At 67.8% G+C, this 20,283-nt stretch carries 17 protein-coding genes and 1 riboswitch; of the genes, 9 read left to right on the top strand and 8 right to left on the bottom strand.

The features are described 5' to 3' along the window. Window positions 1–17 precede the first annotated feature (17 nt). Window positions 18–1,181 carry a carboxylate--amine ligase gene (locus tag P3L18_RS27320; RefSeq protein ID WP_014358696.1) on the bottom strand — a complete coding sequence of 388 codons (1,164 nt, stop codon included), beginning with the start codon at window positions 1,179–1,181 and terminating at the stop codon, window positions 18–20. Window positions 1,182–1,435: 254 nt separating this feature from the next. On the opposite strand from P3L18_RS27320, the gene P3L18_RS27315 reads away from it, so the two are divergent. From P3L18_RS27315 to P3L18_RS27300, 4 genes are all read left to right on the top strand, one after another. Continuing rightward, window positions 1,436–2,554 (top strand): DMT family transporter, encoded by a 1,119-nt coding sequence (locus tag P3L18_RS27315; RefSeq protein WP_079931164.1) that lies wholly within the window; start codon window positions 1,436–1,438, stop codon window positions 2,552–2,554. A 63-nt stretch (window positions 2,555–2,617) separates the two neighbouring features. Further along, complete coding sequence (locus P3L18_RS27310; RefSeq protein ID WP_079931165.1) at window positions 2,618–3,490, top strand: hypothetical protein; 873 nt, start codon at window positions 2,618–2,620, stop codon at window positions 3,488–3,490. A gap of 54 nt (window positions 3,491–3,544) precedes the next feature. Next, window positions 3,545–4,000 carry a nuclear transport factor 2 family protein gene (locus P3L18_RS27305; RefSeq protein ID WP_006369495.1) on the top strand — a complete coding sequence of 152 codons (456 nt, stop codon included), beginning with the start codon at window positions 3,545–3,547 and terminating at the stop codon, window positions 3,998–4,000. Between the two features lie 361 nt (window positions 4,001–4,361). Continuing rightward, window positions 4,362–5,990: an HNH endonuclease signature motif containing protein gene (locus tag P3L18_RS27300; protein ID WP_276115890.1), complete on the top strand. Its 1,629-nt coding sequence runs from the start codon at window positions 4,362–4,364 to the stop codon at window positions 5,988–5,990. Between the two features lie 108 nt (window positions 5,991–6,098). Here the strand turns inward: P3L18_RS27300 and P3L18_RS27295 are convergent, their stop codons facing one another. The 6 genes from P3L18_RS27295 to P3L18_RS27270 form a co-directional block, all read right to left on the bottom strand. After that, window positions 6,099–8,699 carry a LuxR family transcriptional regulator gene (locus P3L18_RS27295; protein ID WP_006369493.1) on the bottom strand — a complete coding sequence of 867 codons (2,601 nt, stop codon included), beginning with the start codon at window positions 8,697–8,699 and terminating at the stop codon, window positions 6,099–6,101. Window positions 8,700–8,776: 77 nt separating this feature from the next. After that, window positions 8,777–9,556: an ABC transporter permease gene (locus P3L18_RS27290; RefSeq protein ID WP_006369492.1), complete on the bottom strand. Its 780-nt coding sequence runs from the start codon at window positions 9,554–9,556 to the stop codon at window positions 8,777–8,779. Beyond that, window positions 9,553–10,644, bottom strand: coding sequence for an ATP-binding cassette domain-containing protein (locus P3L18_RS27285; RefSeq protein WP_276115889.1), 1,092 nt, complete (start codon window positions 10,642–10,644; stop codon window positions 9,553–9,555). The genes P3L18_RS27290 and P3L18_RS27285 overlap by 4 nt, the downstream gene beginning before the upstream one ends. Window positions 10,645–10,737: 93 nt before the next feature. Next, on the bottom strand, window positions 10,738–11,517 hold the full coding sequence (locus P3L18_RS27280; RefSeq protein WP_276115894.1) for a thiazole synthase: 780 nt from the start codon (window positions 11,515–11,517) through the stop codon (window positions 10,738–10,740). Between the two features lie 10 nt (window positions 11,518–11,527). Continuing rightward, entirely contained in the window at window positions 11,528–11,725 is a 198-nt protein-coding gene (thiS, locus tag P3L18_RS27275; protein ID WP_276115888.1) for a sulfur carrier protein ThiS, read from the bottom strand. After that, a complete protein-coding gene (locus P3L18_RS27270; protein ID WP_276115887.1) occupies window positions 11,722–12,834 on the bottom strand; it encodes an FAD-dependent oxidoreductase in 1,113 nt (370 codons plus the stop codon). The genes thiS and P3L18_RS27270 overlap by 4 nt, the downstream gene beginning before the upstream one ends. A gap of 9 nt (window positions 12,835–12,843) precedes the next feature. Next, window positions 12,844–12,955: riboswitch (TPP riboswitch) on the bottom strand. Between the two features lie 56 nt (window positions 12,956–13,011). Here P3L18_RS27270 and thiE point away from each other — a divergent pair. Both thiE and P3L18_RS27260 read left to right on the top strand, forming a co-directional pair. Then, window positions 13,012–13,713 carry a thiamine phosphate synthase gene (thiE, locus tag P3L18_RS27265; RefSeq protein ID WP_276115886.1) on the top strand — a complete coding sequence of 234 codons (702 nt, stop codon included), beginning with the start codon at window positions 13,012–13,014 and terminating at the stop codon, window positions 13,711–13,713. Window positions 13,714–14,042: 329 nt separating this feature from the next. Beyond that, window positions 14,043–14,411 carry a hypothetical protein gene (locus P3L18_RS27260; protein ID WP_006369486.1) on the top strand — a complete coding sequence of 123 codons (369 nt, stop codon included), beginning with the start codon at window positions 14,043–14,045 and terminating at the stop codon, window positions 14,409–14,411. Between the two features lie 15 nt (window positions 14,412–14,426). Here P3L18_RS27260 and P3L18_RS27255 read toward each other — a convergent pair whose 3' ends face one another. Beyond that, a complete protein-coding gene (locus P3L18_RS27255; RefSeq protein ID WP_014358686.1) occupies window positions 14,427–14,909 on the bottom strand; it encodes an NUDIX domain-containing protein in 483 nt (160 codons plus the stop codon). Window positions 14,910–15,171: 262 nt separating this feature from the next. On the opposite strand from P3L18_RS27255, the gene P3L18_RS27250 reads away from it, so the two are divergent. The 3 genes from P3L18_RS27250 to P3L18_RS27240 are packed head-to-tail and all read left to right on the top strand — an operon-like array spanning window position 15,172 to window position 20,126. Beyond that, window positions 15,172–16,617, top strand: a complete 1,446-nt coding sequence (locus P3L18_RS27250; RefSeq protein WP_043456964.1) for a hypothetical protein — start codon at window positions 15,172–15,174, stop codon at window positions 16,615–16,617. Then, window positions 16,614–17,612, top strand: coding sequence for a transporter substrate-binding domain-containing protein (locus P3L18_RS27245; protein WP_276115885.1), 999 nt, complete (start codon window positions 16,614–16,616; stop codon window positions 17,610–17,612). Before P3L18_RS27250 ends, P3L18_RS27245 begins: the two co-directional genes overlap by 4 nt. A 6-nt stretch (window positions 17,613–17,618) precedes the next feature. Next, the gene (locus P3L18_RS27240; protein ID WP_079931316.1) at window positions 17,619–20,126 is read left to right on the top strand and encodes a tetratricopeptide repeat protein; all 2,508 of its coding nucleotides are present in this window, start codon (window positions 17,619–17,621) and stop codon (window positions 20,124–20,126) included. Window positions 20,127–20,283 lie beyond the last annotated feature (157 nt).

Raw genomic sequence — 20,283 nt, 5'->3', positions numbered from 1 at the left:
TCGGATACCGCCGGACCTCAGATGACGTGCCCGTCCCACTCGTGGTCGTGCATGAAGCCCTCCGCGAGGCCGACCCGGTACTTCAGGCAGCTGCGCACGATTCCGAGGTAGGCGACGGGAAGCGCGTAACCCGGCAGCCGGTCTCCGCGCACACCGATGACGTCGTCGAATCCGCGCAGGTCCCGGAAGTACTGCCGCATGGTTCGTCCCTGCCGCGCATCCTCACGCCACCCGAAGATCGTCATGCCGACCTTGATCATGGTGTGCACGTCGTCATCGGGGACGATCAATTCGTCGTTCTCACCGAAGAACGCCTCATCGACGCGATTGTGCGGCCGGAACATCATGATCCCGCTGGTGGCACGCGGATTGCATTCGATGCAGTACAGCCCCTTTTCCGGGTGGTCGATGAAGTCGAAGCCGACCTGCCCGGTGAAATCGGTGTCCGCGAGGAACTTCTCGACCCAGTCGAAGATCGGCTGGTGCTGCGCCGAGACGAAGGACAGGCACGAGCTGCCACCGATCGCGTACTCGACGGGGTAGGTCGCGTGCGCGAAGATCTTGCCCTCCCGCACCACCGAGTACGTGCAGTAGCGATCGCCGGTCAGCCACTCCTGCGCGAGCCACGGATTGCTCGGATCGTGATCGAGCCACTCCATCCGATCGCCCGGATACACCTTGTGCACCTTCTGCGAGCCGCGCGAGTAGCACTTCTTGACCGCGAAGGGGCCGGTGAAATCGAGCTTGTCGATGTCCTCCGGACCGTCGAGCCGCGCGAACTTCAGGGTGTCGATGCCGTGCTCGACGAGCATCTCCTGGAAGTCGTACTTGTTGTGCAACCGATTCTCGAGTTCGAAATCGGACAGGAAGAGCTCGCAGTCAGGTGGGAACAGTCCCCGCATCATCGACAGGATGTCGGTCTCTTCGTGGATCGGGATCACCATGTCGACGTGTTCGTCGACGACGATCCTGGCCAGTTCACGGCAGTATTCCTGCGGCTTGAACTTGGGCGGCGGGACAAGGTGGAACGAGTCGACGGCCTTCGAGACCCGGGTCAGCGCCACCGGGATCGAGTCGACGGTGGTGACCCGATGCCCGGCCGCCGCGAGCAGGCGCGCCAGGTTCAGGCTGAGAAAGGACCGGCCGAAGGTGATCAGGATGTGCTTACCGGAGAAGGCCACGGGGCGAGTGTAGGCGTGCTCGCCCCGGCGTCTGCGACGGCTGCCGGGCCGCCGTGGTTTGTCGGACCCCTGCCGCATACTCACCTCACACCGCTACGCCGCCGATCCAGGGGACGACAGTCGGGCAAAGGGTACAAATCGATTGCATTGAGCGGGCGGAGGCGGATTACATGGAATAGCGGACCCGCGGTCATCGTTGGGATTCTCTGGATTGTTAGGTTGGCTACGTTCGGTCGGGCGGAAGGGGTGCGGCGATGCTGTTCGTGATCGGCGTCATCTCGGCATCGCTGGCCGCCGTTGCCTACGGCATGTCGACGGTGCTCCGAGCGCTCGGAGCGCGCCGGGTCGCGCAAACCGAACGCGAGGACGGCGTCGTCGGCACCAACGCCGCGGGCGGCCCTTCGCTGCAGTCGACCATGTCGACGCTCGTCGACCCCTCCTTCATCCTCGGCACCGTCATGGTCATCGTCGGATTCGCCGGCGGTGCGGTCGCCGCGCGATTCCTCCCGCTGTTCCTGTCGCAGACCATCGTCTCGGCGAATCTCGTCGTGACGGCGTTGCTCGGCACGATCATGCTCAACATCGCGTTGCACACCCGCGACTGGATCGCCATCTGGCTGGTCGTGTTCTCGCTGTGCCTGCTCGGCTTCTCCTCCTCACACACCACCGGCGAGGGCCAGGCCGACACCATCCACTGGGGTCTGTTCGGGGCGACGATCCTGTTGTCGGCTCTGGCACTGCTCGGTGTGTACCGGCTCGGACGCCACGGCGCGATCGTCGGTGGCGCGATGGCCGGTCTGCTCTTCGGTGTAATCGCGATCGCCGTCCGCATCCTCGACGGCGTGCACCCGTTCGACCTGAAGGTTCTGCTGCTCGACCCGGCCGCGTGGACCATCGCTGTCGCCGGCGCCTGCGGGTTCTTCGTGCAAACCGTCGCCCTGCAGCTCGGGGCGGTCAACGGGGTGACCGCGGTGCTCGTGGTCGGCGAGACCGCGGGACCGAGTCTCGTCGGAGTGCTGTTCCTCGGCGACACCGCCAAGCCCGGCCTGGGGTGGCTGGCCGTCGTCGGCTTCATCGGCGCCGTCGTCGGTGCCGTTCTCGTCGCCTGGTACGGATCCGGTGATCCCGACCACTTCGGCGAGGCACCACCGATGAAGGGCGGATGGCGTCGCGGCCGTGAGGATTTCGACGAGGAGGACTACGGCGCAGAAGAGCTCGACGACGAGGCGCGTCTGGAGATGTCCCCGAACGAGAACGAATTCTGCGACGCCGACTTCACCCTCGTCGAAGAAGACCTCGAGGCCGACCTCGGCATACCGCGCGACGACGAACATCGCCCGGCGACCCGCAACGGGCGCGATCGGGCGCAGTGAACTCGCGGCGACATCCCGGCCTCGTCTTGACACCCGGACCGGTCAGCAGCAAACGTGTGAGGCATGTCGTCTGACCAGATCTCGCACGCGCGCCGCGCGTACGAGACGCTCGAGCCCTTTCACATCCTCGCCTACTTCAACCCCGGTCTCGGTGCCGCACAGGAGGCCACGGGCCTGAATCCGCACGCGTTCTATGTCGGTGCTCGCGGGGCACCACTCGGCGAGTGCGCGCCGGCGGTGGTCACCTCGGCCTTCTTCAACTTTGCTCCCACCTCGATCGCGAAGAGCTGGCCCAAGGCGGTGGCGTGCGGCCTCGAGCGGGTGTCGCAGGCGCGATGGACGATGCTCGACGAGCAATTGCGGACCATCCTCGGCGAACGCGCCGACGACCCGGAGATCGCTCGTCTGGCCGATGTCTTCGCCGACGCCGGGCGTACGCTGCCCTACACAGGTCGTCCGTTGGCCGCGGCGTGGGCTGAGTCGCCGGCTCCCAACGCTGCGCACCTCCGACTCTGGCACGCGGTCGCGATACTGCGAGAATGGCGCGGCGACAACCACATTGCCGCACTGGTCGTGAGTGGTCTCAACGGCATCGACGCCGCGGTCTTCCATGAGGCCACACTTCCTGATCCGACGGTGCGCCGGCGGTCGATGGGCCGCGAGATGACGCTGCTCACCCGCGGGTGGTCGGGGCAGGACTGGGAGGCGTCGGTGGATCGGCTCGTCGAACGTGGTCTGGCCGAACGCAGCGATGACGGCCATCGACTGACCGCCGCAGGTGCCGCGCTCTACGACGACGTCGAGGCCACCACCGATGCTCTCGGTGAGCAACTCTGGGCCCGACCCGAACTCGACGACGCGCTGCAGGCGATCCGGCCGTACGTCAAGGCGGTCATCGACGCCGGCGTGCTGCCGGGGACGGCCCGGAAAAGCTGATCAACTCGGCGATTCCGGGGTCGTCGGCCATGCCGGTGCGGTAGTCCTCGAAGTGTGAACGACGTCGCCGCCATCGAAGCGCTCAAGTACCGATACCTCCGTGCCCTCGACACCAAGGACTGGGACACCTTCGCCGACACGCTGACCGACGACGTCACCGGCGAGTACGGCGACTCCCTGAGCTTCACCGCTCGGGATGAACTGGTCGGTTTCATGCGGACGTCGGTGGGGCCCGGGGTGATCACCGAGCATCGCGTCTCGCATCCGGAGATCGAGGTGTCCGGCGATATCGCGCATGGGCGCTGGTACCTGTCGGATCGGGTGATCGTGCCCGACTTCGAGTTCATGCTCATCGGCGCCGCGTTCTACGACGACACCTACCGCCGCACGGCAGACGGTTGGCGGATCTGCGCGACCGGATACGACCGCACCTATGAGGCCCACGTCCCACTCGCCGCGATCCCCGGCTTCACCCTGAAGGTGGGGCCGGCAATCCGGACCGGCGAGTGAGCTCAGCGTCTCCCTGACGTAACGGTGGGCAGCGTTGTTGCCGCTGCCGATTTCGGATCACTGTGGACCGGATACTCACCGGCGAGAGGGGTCCCGAGGCCTCGACCATCGGAACGGGCGACGGCCGCTTCCTGACCGATGGTCGACCCTTCCCCCGATGGTCGAGGTGCTCGGCGCGCTAGCGCCGAGCCTCGAGACCCGGCGAGATGACAAGTATCGCAACCACATTGATCCCCAGTCGACGCGCGCGAAAATTCTTGTCCACAGATTTCTCCGGTGTGGCGATCGTCGGACCGGTTTTGTCGGTACCCCTTCGTACACTTGTTCTCATCACGTCCGATCGTGGGAGGGGAGGTTTTGGGTGTCGACGACGTTGACGTTCACTGATCCGGATGCCGACGCTGCCGCGATCGCCGCAATGTCGCGCGATGAGCTCACCGAGACCGGTCCGGACCTGCTACGCGAGTCCCGCAAATACGAAGCCCGGACGGTGCTTGCTGCCGCCGCGTTGGCGGATCGGGTGTATCGGGAGCGTTTGGCGGGCCAGTCCGAGGTCGAGGTGTGGGGCTCGGTGATCGAGCACGCCGACAAACTCGCACGCGCCGAAGTGTCTCTGCAGTTCACGGTCTCCCGCAGTAAGGCCGGCAGCTGGATTGCTCTGGCGGATCTGTTGGAGAAGTTCCCGCTCATCCGCGCCGCCTATCTGAACGGGGAACTGTCCACCAACCGGGCCTCGATCATGGCGCGCGCCGCCCAACGTGGCGCGGACACCGACACCGGTGATGAGTCCGGTAACGAATCGGAGATGTCGTTCGAAGAGATCGTCCTGGACTACGGATCCCGCGCGACGACCGATCCGGTGCTGTCGCAACAGCTCGACGCTGCGCTGATTTCGATGAACCCCGACAGTGTCACCGAGGAACGCGAAGATATCGCCGACCTGGTGGGGAACGTGACCATCGCCCCCGATGTTGCGGGGCACTCCTCTCTGGGTGCGGTTGTTCCCGCGCATTATGGGGTGTTTCTCACGACGCAGATCGAGGCGCTGATCGATGAACGGACCTGCCGTAAGGACCCGCGTCGCGTGGGGTCGCTGCGGGTGATCGCACTGGGTGAGATCACCGGTGTGCCGGGGGCGCACCTCGACTGCGAATGCGGACAAGATGATTGCCCGAAACGAGGTGGCGGCACCGACAGCAACGGGTCGGCCGAAACACCCGCCGACGCTGCCGATGCGGCAGCGTGGGACGACTTGCTCCCCGAACCGGCTGACGCGGATGCGCCTGAAGTCGAGGACATCGAAGCTTCCAGTGCGCCGGCCCCTTCCAATGCGCGGGCACAGGAACCTGTCGATGTGGTGGAGCCGGTCGTCGAACCCGACATCCCCGATCCCATGGATGAGCCGACGCCGGAGGAGGTGCCGGTGGCGTTCGGACGTGCCTTGGTCGTGCCCGGGGCACCTGTGTTGACGGTGCTCACAGACCCGGACGGGATTCTCGTCCCCCGGTTGCAGGGGTACGGGCCGATCGACCGCGACTACGCGGCCACCCTCGCCGACGTGGCGAAAACCGTCCATTATCCCGAATCCGTGCGCACGGCTGGACCGTTGATCCCGCAGATCTCCGACCGACCCCAGGCCCCGCCGGCGGATCCGACCGGACACGGTGGTCACACCGTGCCACCTCCTGGGGCATTGACCTATGCACCCAGCGCCACCTTGCGCGCTGAGGTGCTGGCCAACGACCCCTGGTGCCGATACCCCTACTGCGGTATGCCGTCACACCTGTGCGACCTCGATCATTGGCGACCCTTCAACCACACCGACCCCGAGGCCGGAGGGTGGACGGTGCTCGGTGATCTGATCCCGCTGTGTCGGGCAGATCATCAACGCAAACACCTCGCCGAGTGGGTGCCAACGCTCTACACCGATCGGCGGGTGGAGTGGCGGAGTCGGTGGAGTGGGCAGGTGATTGTCACCTACCCGCGGTGACGGAGTTCCGCTGTGGGGTGGAACCAGCTGTGACTCACCGGGTCTCGAGGCTCGGCGCACGCGCCTCGCACCTCGACCACCGAGCAACGTCCGGTACACCCCCGATGGTCAGCGTTCGCGCAGGATGAGATCGGCGATGCCGTCGCGATCGGTGACGTCGAGTTTGGTGCAGGCTCGGTAGATGTGGCCCTCGACGGTGCGTACCGAGACGGTCAGCCGTGCGGCGATCTGCTTGTTGGAGAGGCCGGAGGCGACGAGGTTGGCGATCTCACGTTCGCGGGTGGTCAGCGGCAACGGCTGGGCGGCCTCGACGAGCGCCGGGGTGCGCAGTCCGCCGCAGGCGGCGGCCAGCCGGTTGGCCATGGACGAGGATGCCACTGTCGCCGACCGTCGACCTGAACGATCGTGGACGGCGCTGGCCTGTGCGGCCACATCGGCCGCCGACAGCCGACGGCCGAGTTTCTCGAGATCGGCTGCGCAGACATCGAGTTCGATGCCGTCGCCGGCAGCATACGCCGCAGCGTGGCGGGCGTAGAGGCCCGCGAGCGGGCCATCGATCTGCTCGGCCAGTTCGGCCAGGCGGGGGCCGGCGCTGGCATCCCCGAAACGCACCGCGGTGTGCAGCGCCTCCGCCTCCACGGCGAGCTGCCCGGTCTTGGCCGCCAATTCTGCTGCCGCCCAGGCACGTTCGATGCCGATGGACACGGTACCGGCGGCCGCGGCCTGCCACGCCTCGGCGATCCACAGCATCGGCCGGAACACCGCGACGTGCAACCCGTCCCGAGCGCGTGCCCGACCCAGCACCTCCTCGGCGCGGGTCGCCTCGCCCAACGCACTGAGCGCTTGGGCGAGAAAGACATACGCGGGGAAGTTCCACGACGCCGAATACTCGTCGCCGTCGAGGGTCGCCAGGGTCTGCTCGATACGCCGCACCACCGACGCACAGTCACCGCGCGCCAACTCGACCGCCGACACCAGGATTCCCGACATCGCCCAGCTCAAATACTGTGCGGTGTTGGCGAATGCGACGTAGCGCTGCACCGCGTCGCCGGCCGCGTCGAGTCGCCCGGACAGGATCAGCCCGAGGATCTCACCGATGCCTGCGGGATACCGGAGCAGCCCGTCGGTGTAGCGTTCGGCCTCACGTGCGCGACGGGCCAGCGGATCGAGTTCATCACCGCGACCGGACAATGCCCGCGACAACATCCCGCCGAAGACTCCCCACTCGACCGCCCACGGCAGGGCGTCCGGGGACTCCAGCGCAACGTCGGACAGTGCGATCGCGTCGGCGATCCGGTTCTCGAACAGCGCGCACGCCGACGCGATGCCGTCGACGATGCGCAGCAGATTCTCGTCGTCGACCTCGGCACGCACCTTCTCGAGGATCTCCTCGGCACGCTCGGCCTGATTCATCACCCAGAACATGTTGCCGACGCGCTGCAGCCCGATCCGCAGTCGCAGCGGCGCGTCGAGTCCGGTGGTGTCGATGTGGGCGAGAATGTCCTCGGCCTCGTGCGGATGGCCCTGCCACATGAGTGCCCGGGAGAGCAATTCGGCCTCGGCCGGGCCGCCGCCCTCCTCGATCGCCGCGCGCGCGAAACGTTCTCCCATCGGTGTCTGCGCGAGGTTGAGCGCGTCGTCGGCGGCCGCCGACAACAGGCCCAGATCAACCGCCGAGGTGTCGCTCTCCAGTGCCAGTTCGGCCAGCCGGATGCGGTCCAACGGGGTCGCGAGCGGACGTTCACGCAACGCCCGCACCAGATTCCCGCGCAACCGCCGCGACGACGCGAAACCGAGCCTGCGCCGGATCACCTCGCCGAACAGTGGGTGGTGGAAGCCGACATTGAGTTCGCGGCCCTCCCGCTCGATGCGCACGAGCCCGTCGATCTCGGCCTGCTCGACCGCCTCCTCGCCGGCGACCTCGGCCAGCACGTCGAGGTTCAACGGCTCGCACAGGCTGAGATACTTCAGCGCGGTCAGCACCGCCTCGTCGAGCTGTTCGATGCGCCCGTCGAGCAGTGAGGCGAGTTCGGAGGTGATCGCGGCGCGCCCGCGCAACTGCCACACGCCGTTGACCTGACGCAGGGTGTTCGCCTGGCGCGCGCCGTCGACGAGATGCCGCAGGAACAGCGCGTTGCCTCCCGACGCCGCCCACATCCGATCGGCCGAGTGCTCCTCGAGCTGGCCACCGAGAACCGACTCCACCAACTCCACGCTCTGCTCTTTGGTGAACGGCGACAAGGTGATCCGCAGGAGATGGTTGTCCTTCCACAGCGACGTCACCGCGTCCGGGACGGACTCGCCGCTGCGGACGGTCGCCACGATGTGCACGGCGCGGTCGATGGCGAGCTGATGGAGCAGCGTGGCCGATAGCTCGTCGAGCAGATGGGCGTCGTCGACGCCGATGACCGCATTACCGCCGGCGAGCAACGACTCACGGGCCGCCGCGAGATAGGTGACCGGATCGCTCGACGTCGCCGGGCCGACGAGGTGGGCGAAGACACCGAGCGGGATCGAGCGGGCCGATTCGGTCCCGGCGACCCATCGCACACCCGCACCGATCCCGGCCGTGACGTGGCGCGCGAGCGTTGTCTTGCCGACGCCGGAATCACCGGTCAACACCACACCGCAGACCGCGGTCTCGTCCCGCAGGGCGGCGGAGATGGCTCGGTATTCTTTCTCGCGTTGGACCAGAGGCCAGTTCGCCATGTGGGTATTTTAGTCCTTTTATCAGCTAAAACGCAGCTCTTGTTCAGCTGTTCGACGGCCGCGGGCGCCGTGGTGGTTCACGCGTCGCGTTGGTTCGCCAACCACACCCCGGCAACGAAGACCACAACCGCCCACACCGCGAAGTACACCAGCGAGACCCCGGAATTCCAGTGATAGTCATCGCCTGCGGTGGCCCCGGAGAGGAAGCGGGACCCGTTGGCGAACGGCAGGAACGGCCCGATCCAGTCCTTCACCTTGGGCACCGCGCCGAGGATGGTCTCCACGACGAGCATCCACACCAGCACGATCGAGATCGCGCCGGCCGTCTGCCGCACCAGCGCGCCGACCCCCATCGACAGCAGCACACACAGCGCCGCGTAGACGGGGACGCCCCAGATCTGCCGGACGACGGTGGCGTCGCCGAAGCCGAAGCCACCGATGCCCGCGACCAGGATGCCCACACAGATGACGGTAAGGACCAGCATCGTGACGAAGGTCAACGACACGTACACCGTGGCCTTCGCCAACAACGCCGAGGTCCGCTTGGGCACCGCGAGAAATGTCGCGCGGATCGTCGAGAACCGATATTCGCTGGTGATCCCGAGGACGGCCATGATCATCAGGACGATGACGGCGAACTGGTTGAGCCCGAGGAGGGCGACGGTCAGCGCGGAGCCGTCGACACCGGCCGAGGTCGATGTGGCGGCGCCGGGCCCGGCGGTCTCGTTGACATTGCTGGCCAGACCCGCGAACAGTCCGGTGACGCCGAGGCTGAGGATCACCACGAGGCCCATGCACCAGTAGGGCGAGCGGATGGAGGTGAGCTTGATCTGCTCGGCGCGCAACAACTCGATCATCGGTGTCCCCCGTTCTGAGGACCCTGCTGCTGGTGACCACCAGGCGGTGGGTACTGCCCGAGTGGGTACTGGTCGGGTGGATACTGCCCGGGTGGATACTGCCCGGGCGGGAATTGTGCGGGTGGCCCCCACTGGCCCGGCTGACCCGGCGCAGGCGCGGGCACGCCCGGATGCTCGTTACCGCCGTGGTACTCCACGGCGTGGGCGGTCATCGCCATGAACGCCTCCTCCAGCGAGGCGGTCTGCGCGACGAGTTCGTGCACGGTGACGCCCGCGGCCGCGGCGACGTCGCCGACCTGGTCGGTGGTGATGTCGTCGAGGGCGAGCACCGGCCGCCCCTGCGGGTCCTGCTCGGGGCGCGGCGACAGTCCGGCCGAGACCAATGCGGAGTGAAGCTGTTCGGGTTGCGGGGTACGGACGCGTACGACCGTGCGCGCCGACGCGGTGAAATCCGACACCGAGCTGTCGGCGATCAATCTCCCCTGACCGATCACCACCAACCGCTCGGCGGTCAGTGCCATCTCGGTGAGCAGGTGACTCGACACGAGGACCGTACGACCCTCGGCGGCCAGGGATTTCATGAAGTTGCGAATCCAGACGATGCCCTCCGGGTCGAGCCCGTTGACCGGCTCGTCGAACAGCAGGGTGTGCGGATCACCGAGCAGCGCACCGGCCAGCCCGAGCCGCTGCGACATACCCAACGAGAAGCCACCGGCGCGTTTGCGGGCCACCTGTGTCAGGCCGACGGTCTCGAGCACCTCGTCGGCCCGCGTTGCGGGGATCCCGTTGCTCGCGGCCAGCCACCGCAGGTGCGAGCGCGCACTTCGGTTGGGGTGCACCCATTTCGCGTCCAACAGCGCGCCGACCTGACGCAGCGGATGGTCGAGCTCGCGGTAGGGCTTGCCGTTGATGGTGGCGCGGCCCGACGTCGGCCGGTCCAGTCCCAGCATCATCCGCATCGTGGTGGACTTCCCGGCGCCGTTCGGGCCGAGGAAGCCGGTGACCACCCCGGGGCGGACCTCGAACGACAGGTTGTCGACGGCACGGACGTTGCCGAAGTCCTTGGTGAGGTTCTCGACACTCAGCATGCCGACGACACTACACACCGTGCGTTACCACAGGCCTGCCATCGAATGACCCCGCACCGTCGGACGAGTGGCCCGTCCGACGAACGGCGCAAGTCAGAGCCCCGGAGACGAGGCCAACGCCCATCGCCGACGGGGAATCCGGCCCGCGGTGGCGGCCAATCGCCCGGCCGTGACCGCGTGCCGCATCGCCGCCGCCATCCGCTCGGGATCGTCGGCTCGCGTCACCGCGGACGCCAGAAGAACTGCGTCGCAACCGAGTTCCATTGCCAACGCGGCGTCACTGGCCGTGCCGATGCCCGCGTCGAGGACCACCGGTACCCCGGCGGCCGACACGATCATCTCGATGTTGTGCGGATTGCGGATTCCCAGCCCGGTGCCGATGGGCGAACCCAGCGGCATCACCGCGGCGACCCCGAGATCCTCGAGTCGCGCCGCGAGCACCGGATCGTCGTTGGTGTAGGCGAGCACCGTGAAGCCGTCGTCGACCAACTGCGCTGCGCCGTCGAGCAGTTCGACGGGGTCGGGGAGCAGCGTGCGGTCGTCGGCGACCACCTCGAGCTTCACCCATGACGTCTCCAACGCCTCTCGGGCCAGTTGCGCGGTCAGGACCGCCTCGGCCGCGGTGCGGCTGCCCGCGGTGTTCGGCAGGGGCGCGATCCCCAGGCGCCGCAACACATCCAGGACGCCGGTCGTGCTACCGGCGTCGACCCGCCGCATCGCGACGGTCGTCAGCTCGGTACCGGAGGCCACCAGTGCACGTGACAACACGTCGAGGGTGCTCGCCCCGCCCGTACCCATGATCAGTCGGGACGTGAACTCGCGGTCGGCGATCCGCAGGACATCGGTGTCCGGTGAACCGTCGGTCGGCGCCACCTTCGTGGTACTAGCCACCTTGCACCGCCGTCACGACCTCCACGGTGGCACCGTCGTCGAGGACGGTGTCCCATCGGCTGCGCGGGACCACCGTGCCGTCGACGGCCACCGCGATCCCCTTGTCCGGCAAACCCATCGATGTCAACAGGTCGCGCACCGAACCACCCGGAGGAAGCGGGCCGTCGGCACCGTTGACCGTGATCGTCATGTCGTACTCCTCTCCTCGCGCACGCCGACGAGCGCCCCGTCGGCGGCGAGTAACTCCATGACCACCTCGGAGGTGTACGGCGCCAACACGATTCCGTTGCGCCCGTGGCCACCGGCGACGACGATCCGCTCGTCGAGCCGTTCGATGATCGGCAATCCGTTGGGTGAACACGGGCGAAATCCCGCCGCCGTCTCGACAAGCGCATAGTCGCGGGCACCGGGAAAGACCTCGATCGCGTCGGCGAGCAACTCGGCGACGCCGACGGCCTGCGGCATCACCTCACCGGAGCGCCACTCCTCGATGTCACCCTCGTATTGGGTTGCGCCGACCACGATTCCGTCGTGACGGGGCACCAGATACACCATGCGCCCGTCGACCCGCGCCCGGATCACATGGTGTGGAGGTGGCACCGTCATGCGGTCGGCGCGCAGCCGCAGCACCTCCCCCTTGGCGAGATGGATCGGGGCAGCCGGCCACAGATCGGCCAGCCCGGCGCCCGCCGCGAGCAGGATCTGATCGGCGTCGTCGAGGTCGGCGAGATCGGTCACCCGGCCCGTGCCGATCCGGCCACCGGCCGCGACCAACGCGGACTCGAGGGCGGCGAGGAGTCGCCGATTGTCCACGGCCCCTTCGCCTGTCGCGAGATAGCCGCCGCGCACCCGCGCGCCGATCGCCCGTTCCCGTGCCCGGACCCCGGCGGCGTCGATGCGGCTGAGCCGATCCACGGCGTGCGGGCGGGTCGACCACACGAAGTCGGCGAGTTGGGTCAGGTAGGCCGCGTCGGCGGTGGTCGTCGCGACGAACAGCGAGTCGGCGGCGGTGGCGATCCGCGGGTCGCCGAGTCGCTCGATGAACGCCGGCCATCGGCGGACCGACCGCTCGGAGATCGCGAGCAACGCATCCTCACCGGGGTGGCCCTCGCCGAGGGAGCCCAGCATCCCGCCGGCCACCCACGCCGCGCGCCGGTTTCGGCCGGCGTCGACGACGGTGACCTGCCAGCCCGCATCGGCGGCGGCAAGTGCGCAGGTCAACCCGATGATTCCGCCGCCGACGACGGCGAGGGTGCGGCGTGCGCCGCCCGCGGTGTCCGTGCGGTCGGCGGGGGTCATGCTCGGGTGCTCATGCTCTGCAGTCCTTCCTTCGCCGGCATGATCCGGATCAGGTGTGACGGTCAGCGGGGGCGTCCCGCACTCTCAGCCCGGCGTACCCCGGACTCCCGTGTCGTGTCCTCCACCCTAACAGCGCGGCGATGGGTGCGGGTACGCCCGTGCCCTAGCCTGTGAGACATGCCCCGAGAGAACCGGATTGCGCGCGACGGCGACCCCACCGACGATCCACGGCGGGCACGTCTGCGTGCCGCGCGGCTCTACCTGTGCACCGACGCCCGACGCGAACGCGGAGATCTACTGGAGTTCGTCGACGCCGCCCTGGCCGGTGGTGTCGACCTCATCCAGTTGCGCGACAAGGGATCTCCCGGTGAGCGGGAGTTCGGGGCTCTCGAGGCCGGTGAGGAGTTGGCGATCCTGGCGGAGATGCGCGGCGTCGTCGACGCACACGGGGCGTTGCTGTCGGTCAACGACCGCGCCGACATCGCGCTGCTCGCCGGCGCCGACGTCCTGCATCTCGGTCAGGGTGATCTGCGGCCTGAGCAGGCGCGGCGCATCGTCGGCGACGACGTGATCGTCGGGGTCTCCACCCACGATCCCGACCAGGCCCACGCGGCGATCGCCGACGAAGCCGTCGACTATTTCTGCGTCGGTCCGTGCTGGCCGACCCCGACCAAACCCGGGCGCGCAGCCCCCGGGCTCGGTCTGGTGCGCGAGGTCGCAGGTGTATCCAAGCCGTGGTTCGCCATCGGCGGCATCGACTCCGCGCGGCTGCCCGAGGTCCGCGACGCCGGTGCCCGTCGCGCGGTGGTGGTGCGCGCGATCACCGCCGCCGACGACCCCGCGGCCGCGGCCGCACAGTTGCGCGCCGGTCTGGCGTAGATCACTTCGGCAGCGTCGGGCCCGCGGACACCCGGATCTCCCTTGCCCGCGGGTGTGCTGCGGCGTTAGAGTGGCCCGATCATGTGCACACGAATCGCGCTCGTAACCCGCCGCAGCGGGGTCTGATCTGACCGACCCCCCGCTGCGGGGTCGTTGCGCGTTCTCGTCGGTCATCTTCTCTTCGACCGAAACGATGATCCACGATGCACAGCCGTCACCTTTCTCCCGCACCCTGTTCCTGTACCGAGTCGCCCGGCAGCGCGAATCCGCGTTCCCGCGGCCCGCTCACGACGCGACTCCCCCGAGGTATCCGTGAGGAGGCAGACGGCATGACCTGGCAGGAATTCACCGAGATGTACGCCGATACCGGCACGATCCGGCTCGGCTCGCTCTCGATCACCCCCGCACCGGCCGACATGATCGAATGCCGCGCGACGATGGCCTACGCCGACCGCATCATGTCGATGTCGGCCACCGCGACCGGACCGGTCGGCGCGATGACCTCGATCCTGCACGACCTCGGCGCCCCGGTGTCGATCGTCTCGCTGCACCAGCGCCCGACCGATCGCGGGTTCGCGGCGTTCCTGTTGTGCGAGCGCGACGACCGGCAGTGCTGGGCCTACGGCGACGGCGCGACCGGCGACGAAGCCAACGTCAACGCCCTCATCGCCGGCGCCAACCGGCTGCTACCCCGGTAGACGACCGGGCGCCGTTCAGTTCTGCGGATCGAGCGCGGCGATCCGATCCCGCAGTCCGGGCCAGGCCTCACCGAACGCGGGATGCAGCGGCAACTCGTCGACGTCGGCCTCATCGACCCAGCGCAGTTCCGCCGATTCGCCGTTCGCGATGGTCCGCACGGGTTCGTCGATGTCGGCGATGACGGTCGTATAAGTCCAGCCGCCCTTGGCGCGGTGGGTGACCAGCGCGGCGACCACCTCGACGTCGGCGGGGTCGAGACCTGCTTCTTCCTGCGCTTCGCGCAGCGCGGTGTCGATGGCGCTCTCGTGCGAGTCGCGCGCACCACCGGGCAGTCCCCACGTGCCGCCCTGGTGCGACCACACCGCGCGATGTTGCAGCAATATCAGTGTGCGGCCGTCGGGTTGCAGGGTGCGCAGCAGTAATCCGGCCGCCCCGTTGACACCCCAATACCGTGACCCATCGGTGTCGATGACCCAGCCGTCCCCGTCTCCACGCACCGCGACTCCTGACGCCGACCGACGATCCGGGCTCTCCGGGATTCGCCGCCGACCTCCACCGTATGTGAGTGGGGCCACCAGGGCCAGGTTCGCCGAAACACCACCGCGTGGTGAGGCCGAGGTCACGTGCGCGCGGTTAGGGTGGAAACAGACCGGCACCGAAGAGGCGATAGACCCGAGGGGGCCACGTCGTCGCTTCGGACGGGGATGCCGGGGCGAGGACAACGACACGAACGACCGACGAGCCAGAAGGGATCGTGTGGTGACCGGCCAGGCATCTCCCGTGCGGACGGTGCTCACCCGTGCGGGCAAGACCATCCGGCCCAACGCGTCGTCGCCACCCATCCGTCAGGTTCTCGCCGACCGCCGCGAGCTGATGTCGCTGGGCCGCACCCGAACCCAATCACCGTTGGCCACAATGCGCCACTACGCGGGCACCACCCCCGGGAAGCTGGTGATGATCGGGGTGGTGCTCGTACTCGCCATCCTGGGCGTGGGCTGGTACGGATCGACCGTGCTGCAGGATCGCACCAACGCGCTGAAGAACATGATCGACCAGGGCGAGCCGCTCGCCGAGGCCTCACAGGTGCTCTACAGTTCGCTGTCGATCGCCGACGCCTCGGCCAACTCGGCGTTCATCTCCGGTGGCCTGGAGTCCCCCGATCTGCGTAGCCGTTATTCGAATGCGCTGGCCACCGCGTCGGCGTCATTGATGAAGGCCGCAGGCACCTCGGGGGCGCCCGGCGAGGACACCGACGACGACGATCGCGCAGTCAACGCCGACCTGCAGACCCTGGCGACGACGATCCCCGTCTACAGCGGACTCATCGAGACCGCGCGCACCAACAACCGGCTCGGCAACCCGGTGGGCAGCGCCTATCTCGGGCAGGCGTCGGCGGTGATGCACGATCAGATCCTGCCCGCGGCGCAGCGCCTCTACGAGCGCCGATCCGACGCCATCGCCGATCCCCAACGCACCCTGACCATCCCGCCCTACGGGGTGTATTTCGGGTTGCTGGTCCTCGCGCTCGCGCTGATCGGTACCTCGCGGTTCCTCACCAAACGCACCCGCCGTCGCTTCAACATCGGGGTGGTCGCCGCGTTGACCGCGATTCTCGGCGGACTGGTCTGGCTGTTGGTGTCGGGGCTGGCGTCGGTGGCCGCCACCAATTCGGCGAAGACCGACGGCGCCGACCCGCTGCGGCAACTGACCGAGGCCCGCATCCTCACCCAGCAGGCGCGTTCGGCCGAGACCTTGTCGCTGGTGCAGCGCACCGATCAGTCCGATCTCGATCAGACCTTCTCCGGCGCCACCGCCGGTATCAGCACGATCCTCGCCGACCTCGGTGGTCAGACGAGTTCTGACGCCGGCGCGTTGACCACCACCCAGGTGCGGTCCATCACGACCGCCCTCGATCAGTGGCGCGAGTCCGATCAGCAGACGCGCGCGGCCATCGAGCGCGGCGACTTCGCGCAGGCCAGAACGCTCACCATCGGCGCGGACCCGCAGAGCACCGCGAGCAGTTACGCCGCGGTCGATTCATCGCTCACGGACGCCATCACCACCACCCGGACGTCGTTCCGCGACGACATCAACACCGCTCAGCGGGTCATCGGATACACCGGGTCGGGGATTCTGGTGTTGACCGTGTTCGCCGCCGTGGCATTGGCTCTCGGCCTGGTGCCGCGGGTCCGGGAGTACCGATGAGGCGCCGGGCAGTCCACGGCCGCGGTGGCGTCGTCGCGGCCGCGCTGCTCGCGTGCGGCCTGCTCACCACCGGTTGCGTCACCTTCACCGCACCCGACTCGCCACCGCCCGCGGCGCAGGCCATCACCCCGACTCCGCCGGGTGCGGAAACCGAGACGACCACCGAACCGGTCCCCGACGCCGACGCGTGCAACGCGACGGCCAGCCTGCGACCGCCCGATCCGATGCCGGAGCCCAAGCAGATGCCGCCGGGCAGCACCATGGCGGCGATCGCGGCGCGCGGGCGACTCATCGTCGGCACCGACATCGGCTCCAACCCGTTCAGCTTCCGTGACCCGATCAGCGGCGACCTGCAGGGTTTCGACGTCGACCTCGCGCGCGAGGTGTCGCAGGCGATCTTCGGCGACCCCAACCGCATCGAGTTCCGGGTGCTCAGCTCCAACGATCGCATAGACGCGCTGCGCAGCGGGTCGGTGGACATGGTGGTCAAGACCATGTCGATCACCTGTGACCGGTTGGCGTCGGTCAGCTTCTCGACCCCGTATTACATTGCCTCGCAACGCATACTGGTGCTGCGCAACTCCGGCATCACCGATGTCGACGGGCTGGCCGACAAGCGGGTGTGTTCGGCCCGCGGGGCCACCTCGATCGGACGGATGCAGGCCGAGCAGCCACGTGCCAAGATGATCACGACCGTCACCTGGGCCGACTGTCTGGTGATGTTGCAGCAAGGTCAGGTCGACGCCGTCACCACCGACGACGCGATCCTCGCCGGCCTCGCCGCACAGGATCCATGGGTGCAGATGGTGGGCCCGGGGTTCGGTTCGGAGTACTACGGCATCGGGCTCCCCCAGGGGCACGACGACATGGTGCGTTTCGTCAACGGCGTGCTCGCGCAGGCCGTGGCCGACGGTCGCTGGTATGCCATCTACAACCGATGGCTGAGCAACATCGGCCCCGGTTACGGTCCACCACAAGCGATTTATCGGGACTGAGCGACGATGACCGAACACGACGACCGCACCGACGCCGAGGTCGGCACGCAACGGGTGGACCCAGCCGACCTCGATATCGGTACGCAGCGAGCCGATCTCGGTGACCTCGACGTCGGTACGCAGCGAGCCGATCCGGCCGACCTCGATCCCGGCACCCAGCGGGCAGATCTCGCCGCGCTCGTCGACACGGGCATGACCTCGTCGGGTGGCCGCACGACCACCTCCCCGGTGACGGGCTCCACCGATCCCGTCGTGCGGTCGGGGCCGGTCATCCCCACCGAGGCGCTGGCCTCGGTGGGCCACACCCGGCGCCTGGTACCCAAACGCCGTCCGCAGGTCCATGATCGGCGGCTCGGTACCGGGCTGGTCGAACTGCCGAAGGTCGTCGACATCGAGCCCGCCGACGCCGTTCTGGACTTTCCGGTCATCCCCGAGGGCAAGCGCACCTGCTGGCGATGTGGGCGTCCGGTGGGTCGCAACGACGGCGAGGGCGCCGGAGATCTCGCCGGCACCTGCCCCCACTGTGGTGCCCGCTATTCGTTCGTACCCGGCCTGGCGCCGGGGACCGTGGTCGCCGGCCAGTACGAGATCGCCGGCGCCATCGCACACGGCGGGCTGGGATGGATCTATCTGGCGATCGACCGCAACGTGTCCGACCGTCCCGTCGTCCTCAAAGGCCTTCTCAATTCCTCGGATTCGGAGGCGCAACAGGTCGCGTTGGCCGAGCGGCAGTTCCTGGCGTCGGTGAATCATCCCGGCATCGTCAAGATCTACAACTTCGTCGAGCACGTCACCGCCGACGACGAGCGTTTCGGTTACATCGTGATGGAGTACATCGGTGGCCAGACCCTCAAGCAGATCACTTCCGCCGGAGCCGATTCCGGCGGTACGCATGCGGTGATGCCGATCGAGCAGGCGATGGCCTACATCCTCGAGGTGCTACCGGCGATCGGCTATCTGCATTCGGTGGGACTGGTGTACAACGACGTCAAACCGGAGAACGTGATGGTCTCCAGCGACGAGGTCAAGCTCATCGATCTGGGTGCGGTGTCGGCGATCAACGGATACGGGCACCTCTACGGCACACCGGGTTTCCAGGCTCCGGAGATCGTGCAAACCGGGCCGCAGGTGGTCACCGACATCTACAGCATCGGCCGCACGCTGGCGGTGCTCACCCTCGACATGCCGATGGAGAAGGGGCGATATCTCGACGGGCTGCCCGACCCGGAGACCACCCCGGTGCTCGCCGAGAATCCGTCGTATTATCTTCTGCTGCAACGTGCCACGGCCACCGACCCGGCAGAGCGATTCTCCTCGGCCGAGGAGATGACCACCCAGATGCTCAACGTGCTCCGCGAGACCGTCGCGGTACACACCGGGGTGCCGCGGCCCTCATTGTCGACTGTGTTCACCCCGCAGCGCTCCACCTTCGGCACCGATCTCATGTTGGCACCGGTGGACGGCTTCTTCGATCCCGATCTCGCGGCGTTCTACGACCCCGTCGACATCGCCCATGCCCTGCCCGTGCCGTTGGTCAATCCCACCGACCCGGCTGCGGGACTTCTCAACTCGGCAGCGTTGTCCGATCCCCGACAGACCCTTGATTCCATCAATGCGGCACGGGCCGAGGGATTCTCGTCGCTACTGGGTCGACGATCGAACAACGCGCACCCGTCGCTGGAGATCGATCTGGCCGAGGCCCGCGCACACCTCGAACTCGACGACGTCGACACCGCACTGTCGGTGCTGCAGAACGTGACCGCGCAGCACGGTGAGTCCTGGCGAGTGGACTGGTACATGGGGATCTGCGCCCTCATGAACGACGAACCCGAGCTCGCCCACGAACGATTCACCGAGGTGCTACAGGCGATGCCAGGTGAGGTGGCCCCGAAACTCGCCGCCGCGGGAACCGCCGAGATCATCGGTCGCTGGCTGACCGACGAGAAGCATCCGAGCGAGGAGGAGCCCGAGGAGTCCCCGGATGCGCGCATCGCCGAGATGTACGACGTGGCCGACCGGCTCTATCACGACCTGTGGTTGACCGACCACAGCATCGTCACCGCCGCTTTCGGTCTCGCACGCCTGGCTGTCGCCCGAGGCGATTTCGACGCCGCCATCGAACCGCTCGACGAGGTCCCGCCGACCAGTCGGCACTACAACACCGCTCGCGCCACCGCCGTCCTCGCCCTCGTCCACGGACGCGCCCCCGAACTCGTACAGAAGCGTCAACTCGTGGAGGCGGCACGACGACTGGAGGCGATGCCGGACTCCGAGCCACGGAAATCGCGTTTGCAACTGATCGTCCTCGGTACCGCGATGGGGTGGATCATGGAGCATCCCGACGAGTCGGGCGAACCCAGCACACTTCTCGGCGTTCCCTTCACCGAGCGCGGACTCCGTGCCGGTACCGAGCGCTCACTGCGCACCCTCGCCCGGCAGATGCGCAACAACCGCGACAACCGTTTCCTCCTCGTCGATCTCGCCAATTACGTTCGGCCCGATAGCCTTTTCTGATCTCGTCGCCCGAGAGGTCGACTCCTTCCCTCTCGATGGTCATGCACCCTCCTCCCCGCTGGTCGAGTAACCCGCCCCACCCGACCGTCGCGAACCCCACTTCCCCGATGGTCGAGGTGCGAGCCGCGTGCGGCGAGCCTCGAGACGGTGAGACAAC

Source organism: Gordonia sp. N1V (genome assembly GCF_029269935.1).
GTDB classification, from domain to species: Bacteria; Actinomycetota; Actinomycetes; order Mycobacteriales; family Mycobacteriaceae; genus Gordonia; species Gordonia polyisoprenivorans.
Note: the sequence above shows the minus strand (reverse complement) of the source record. Positions and strands in the feature narration are given on the sequence as shown.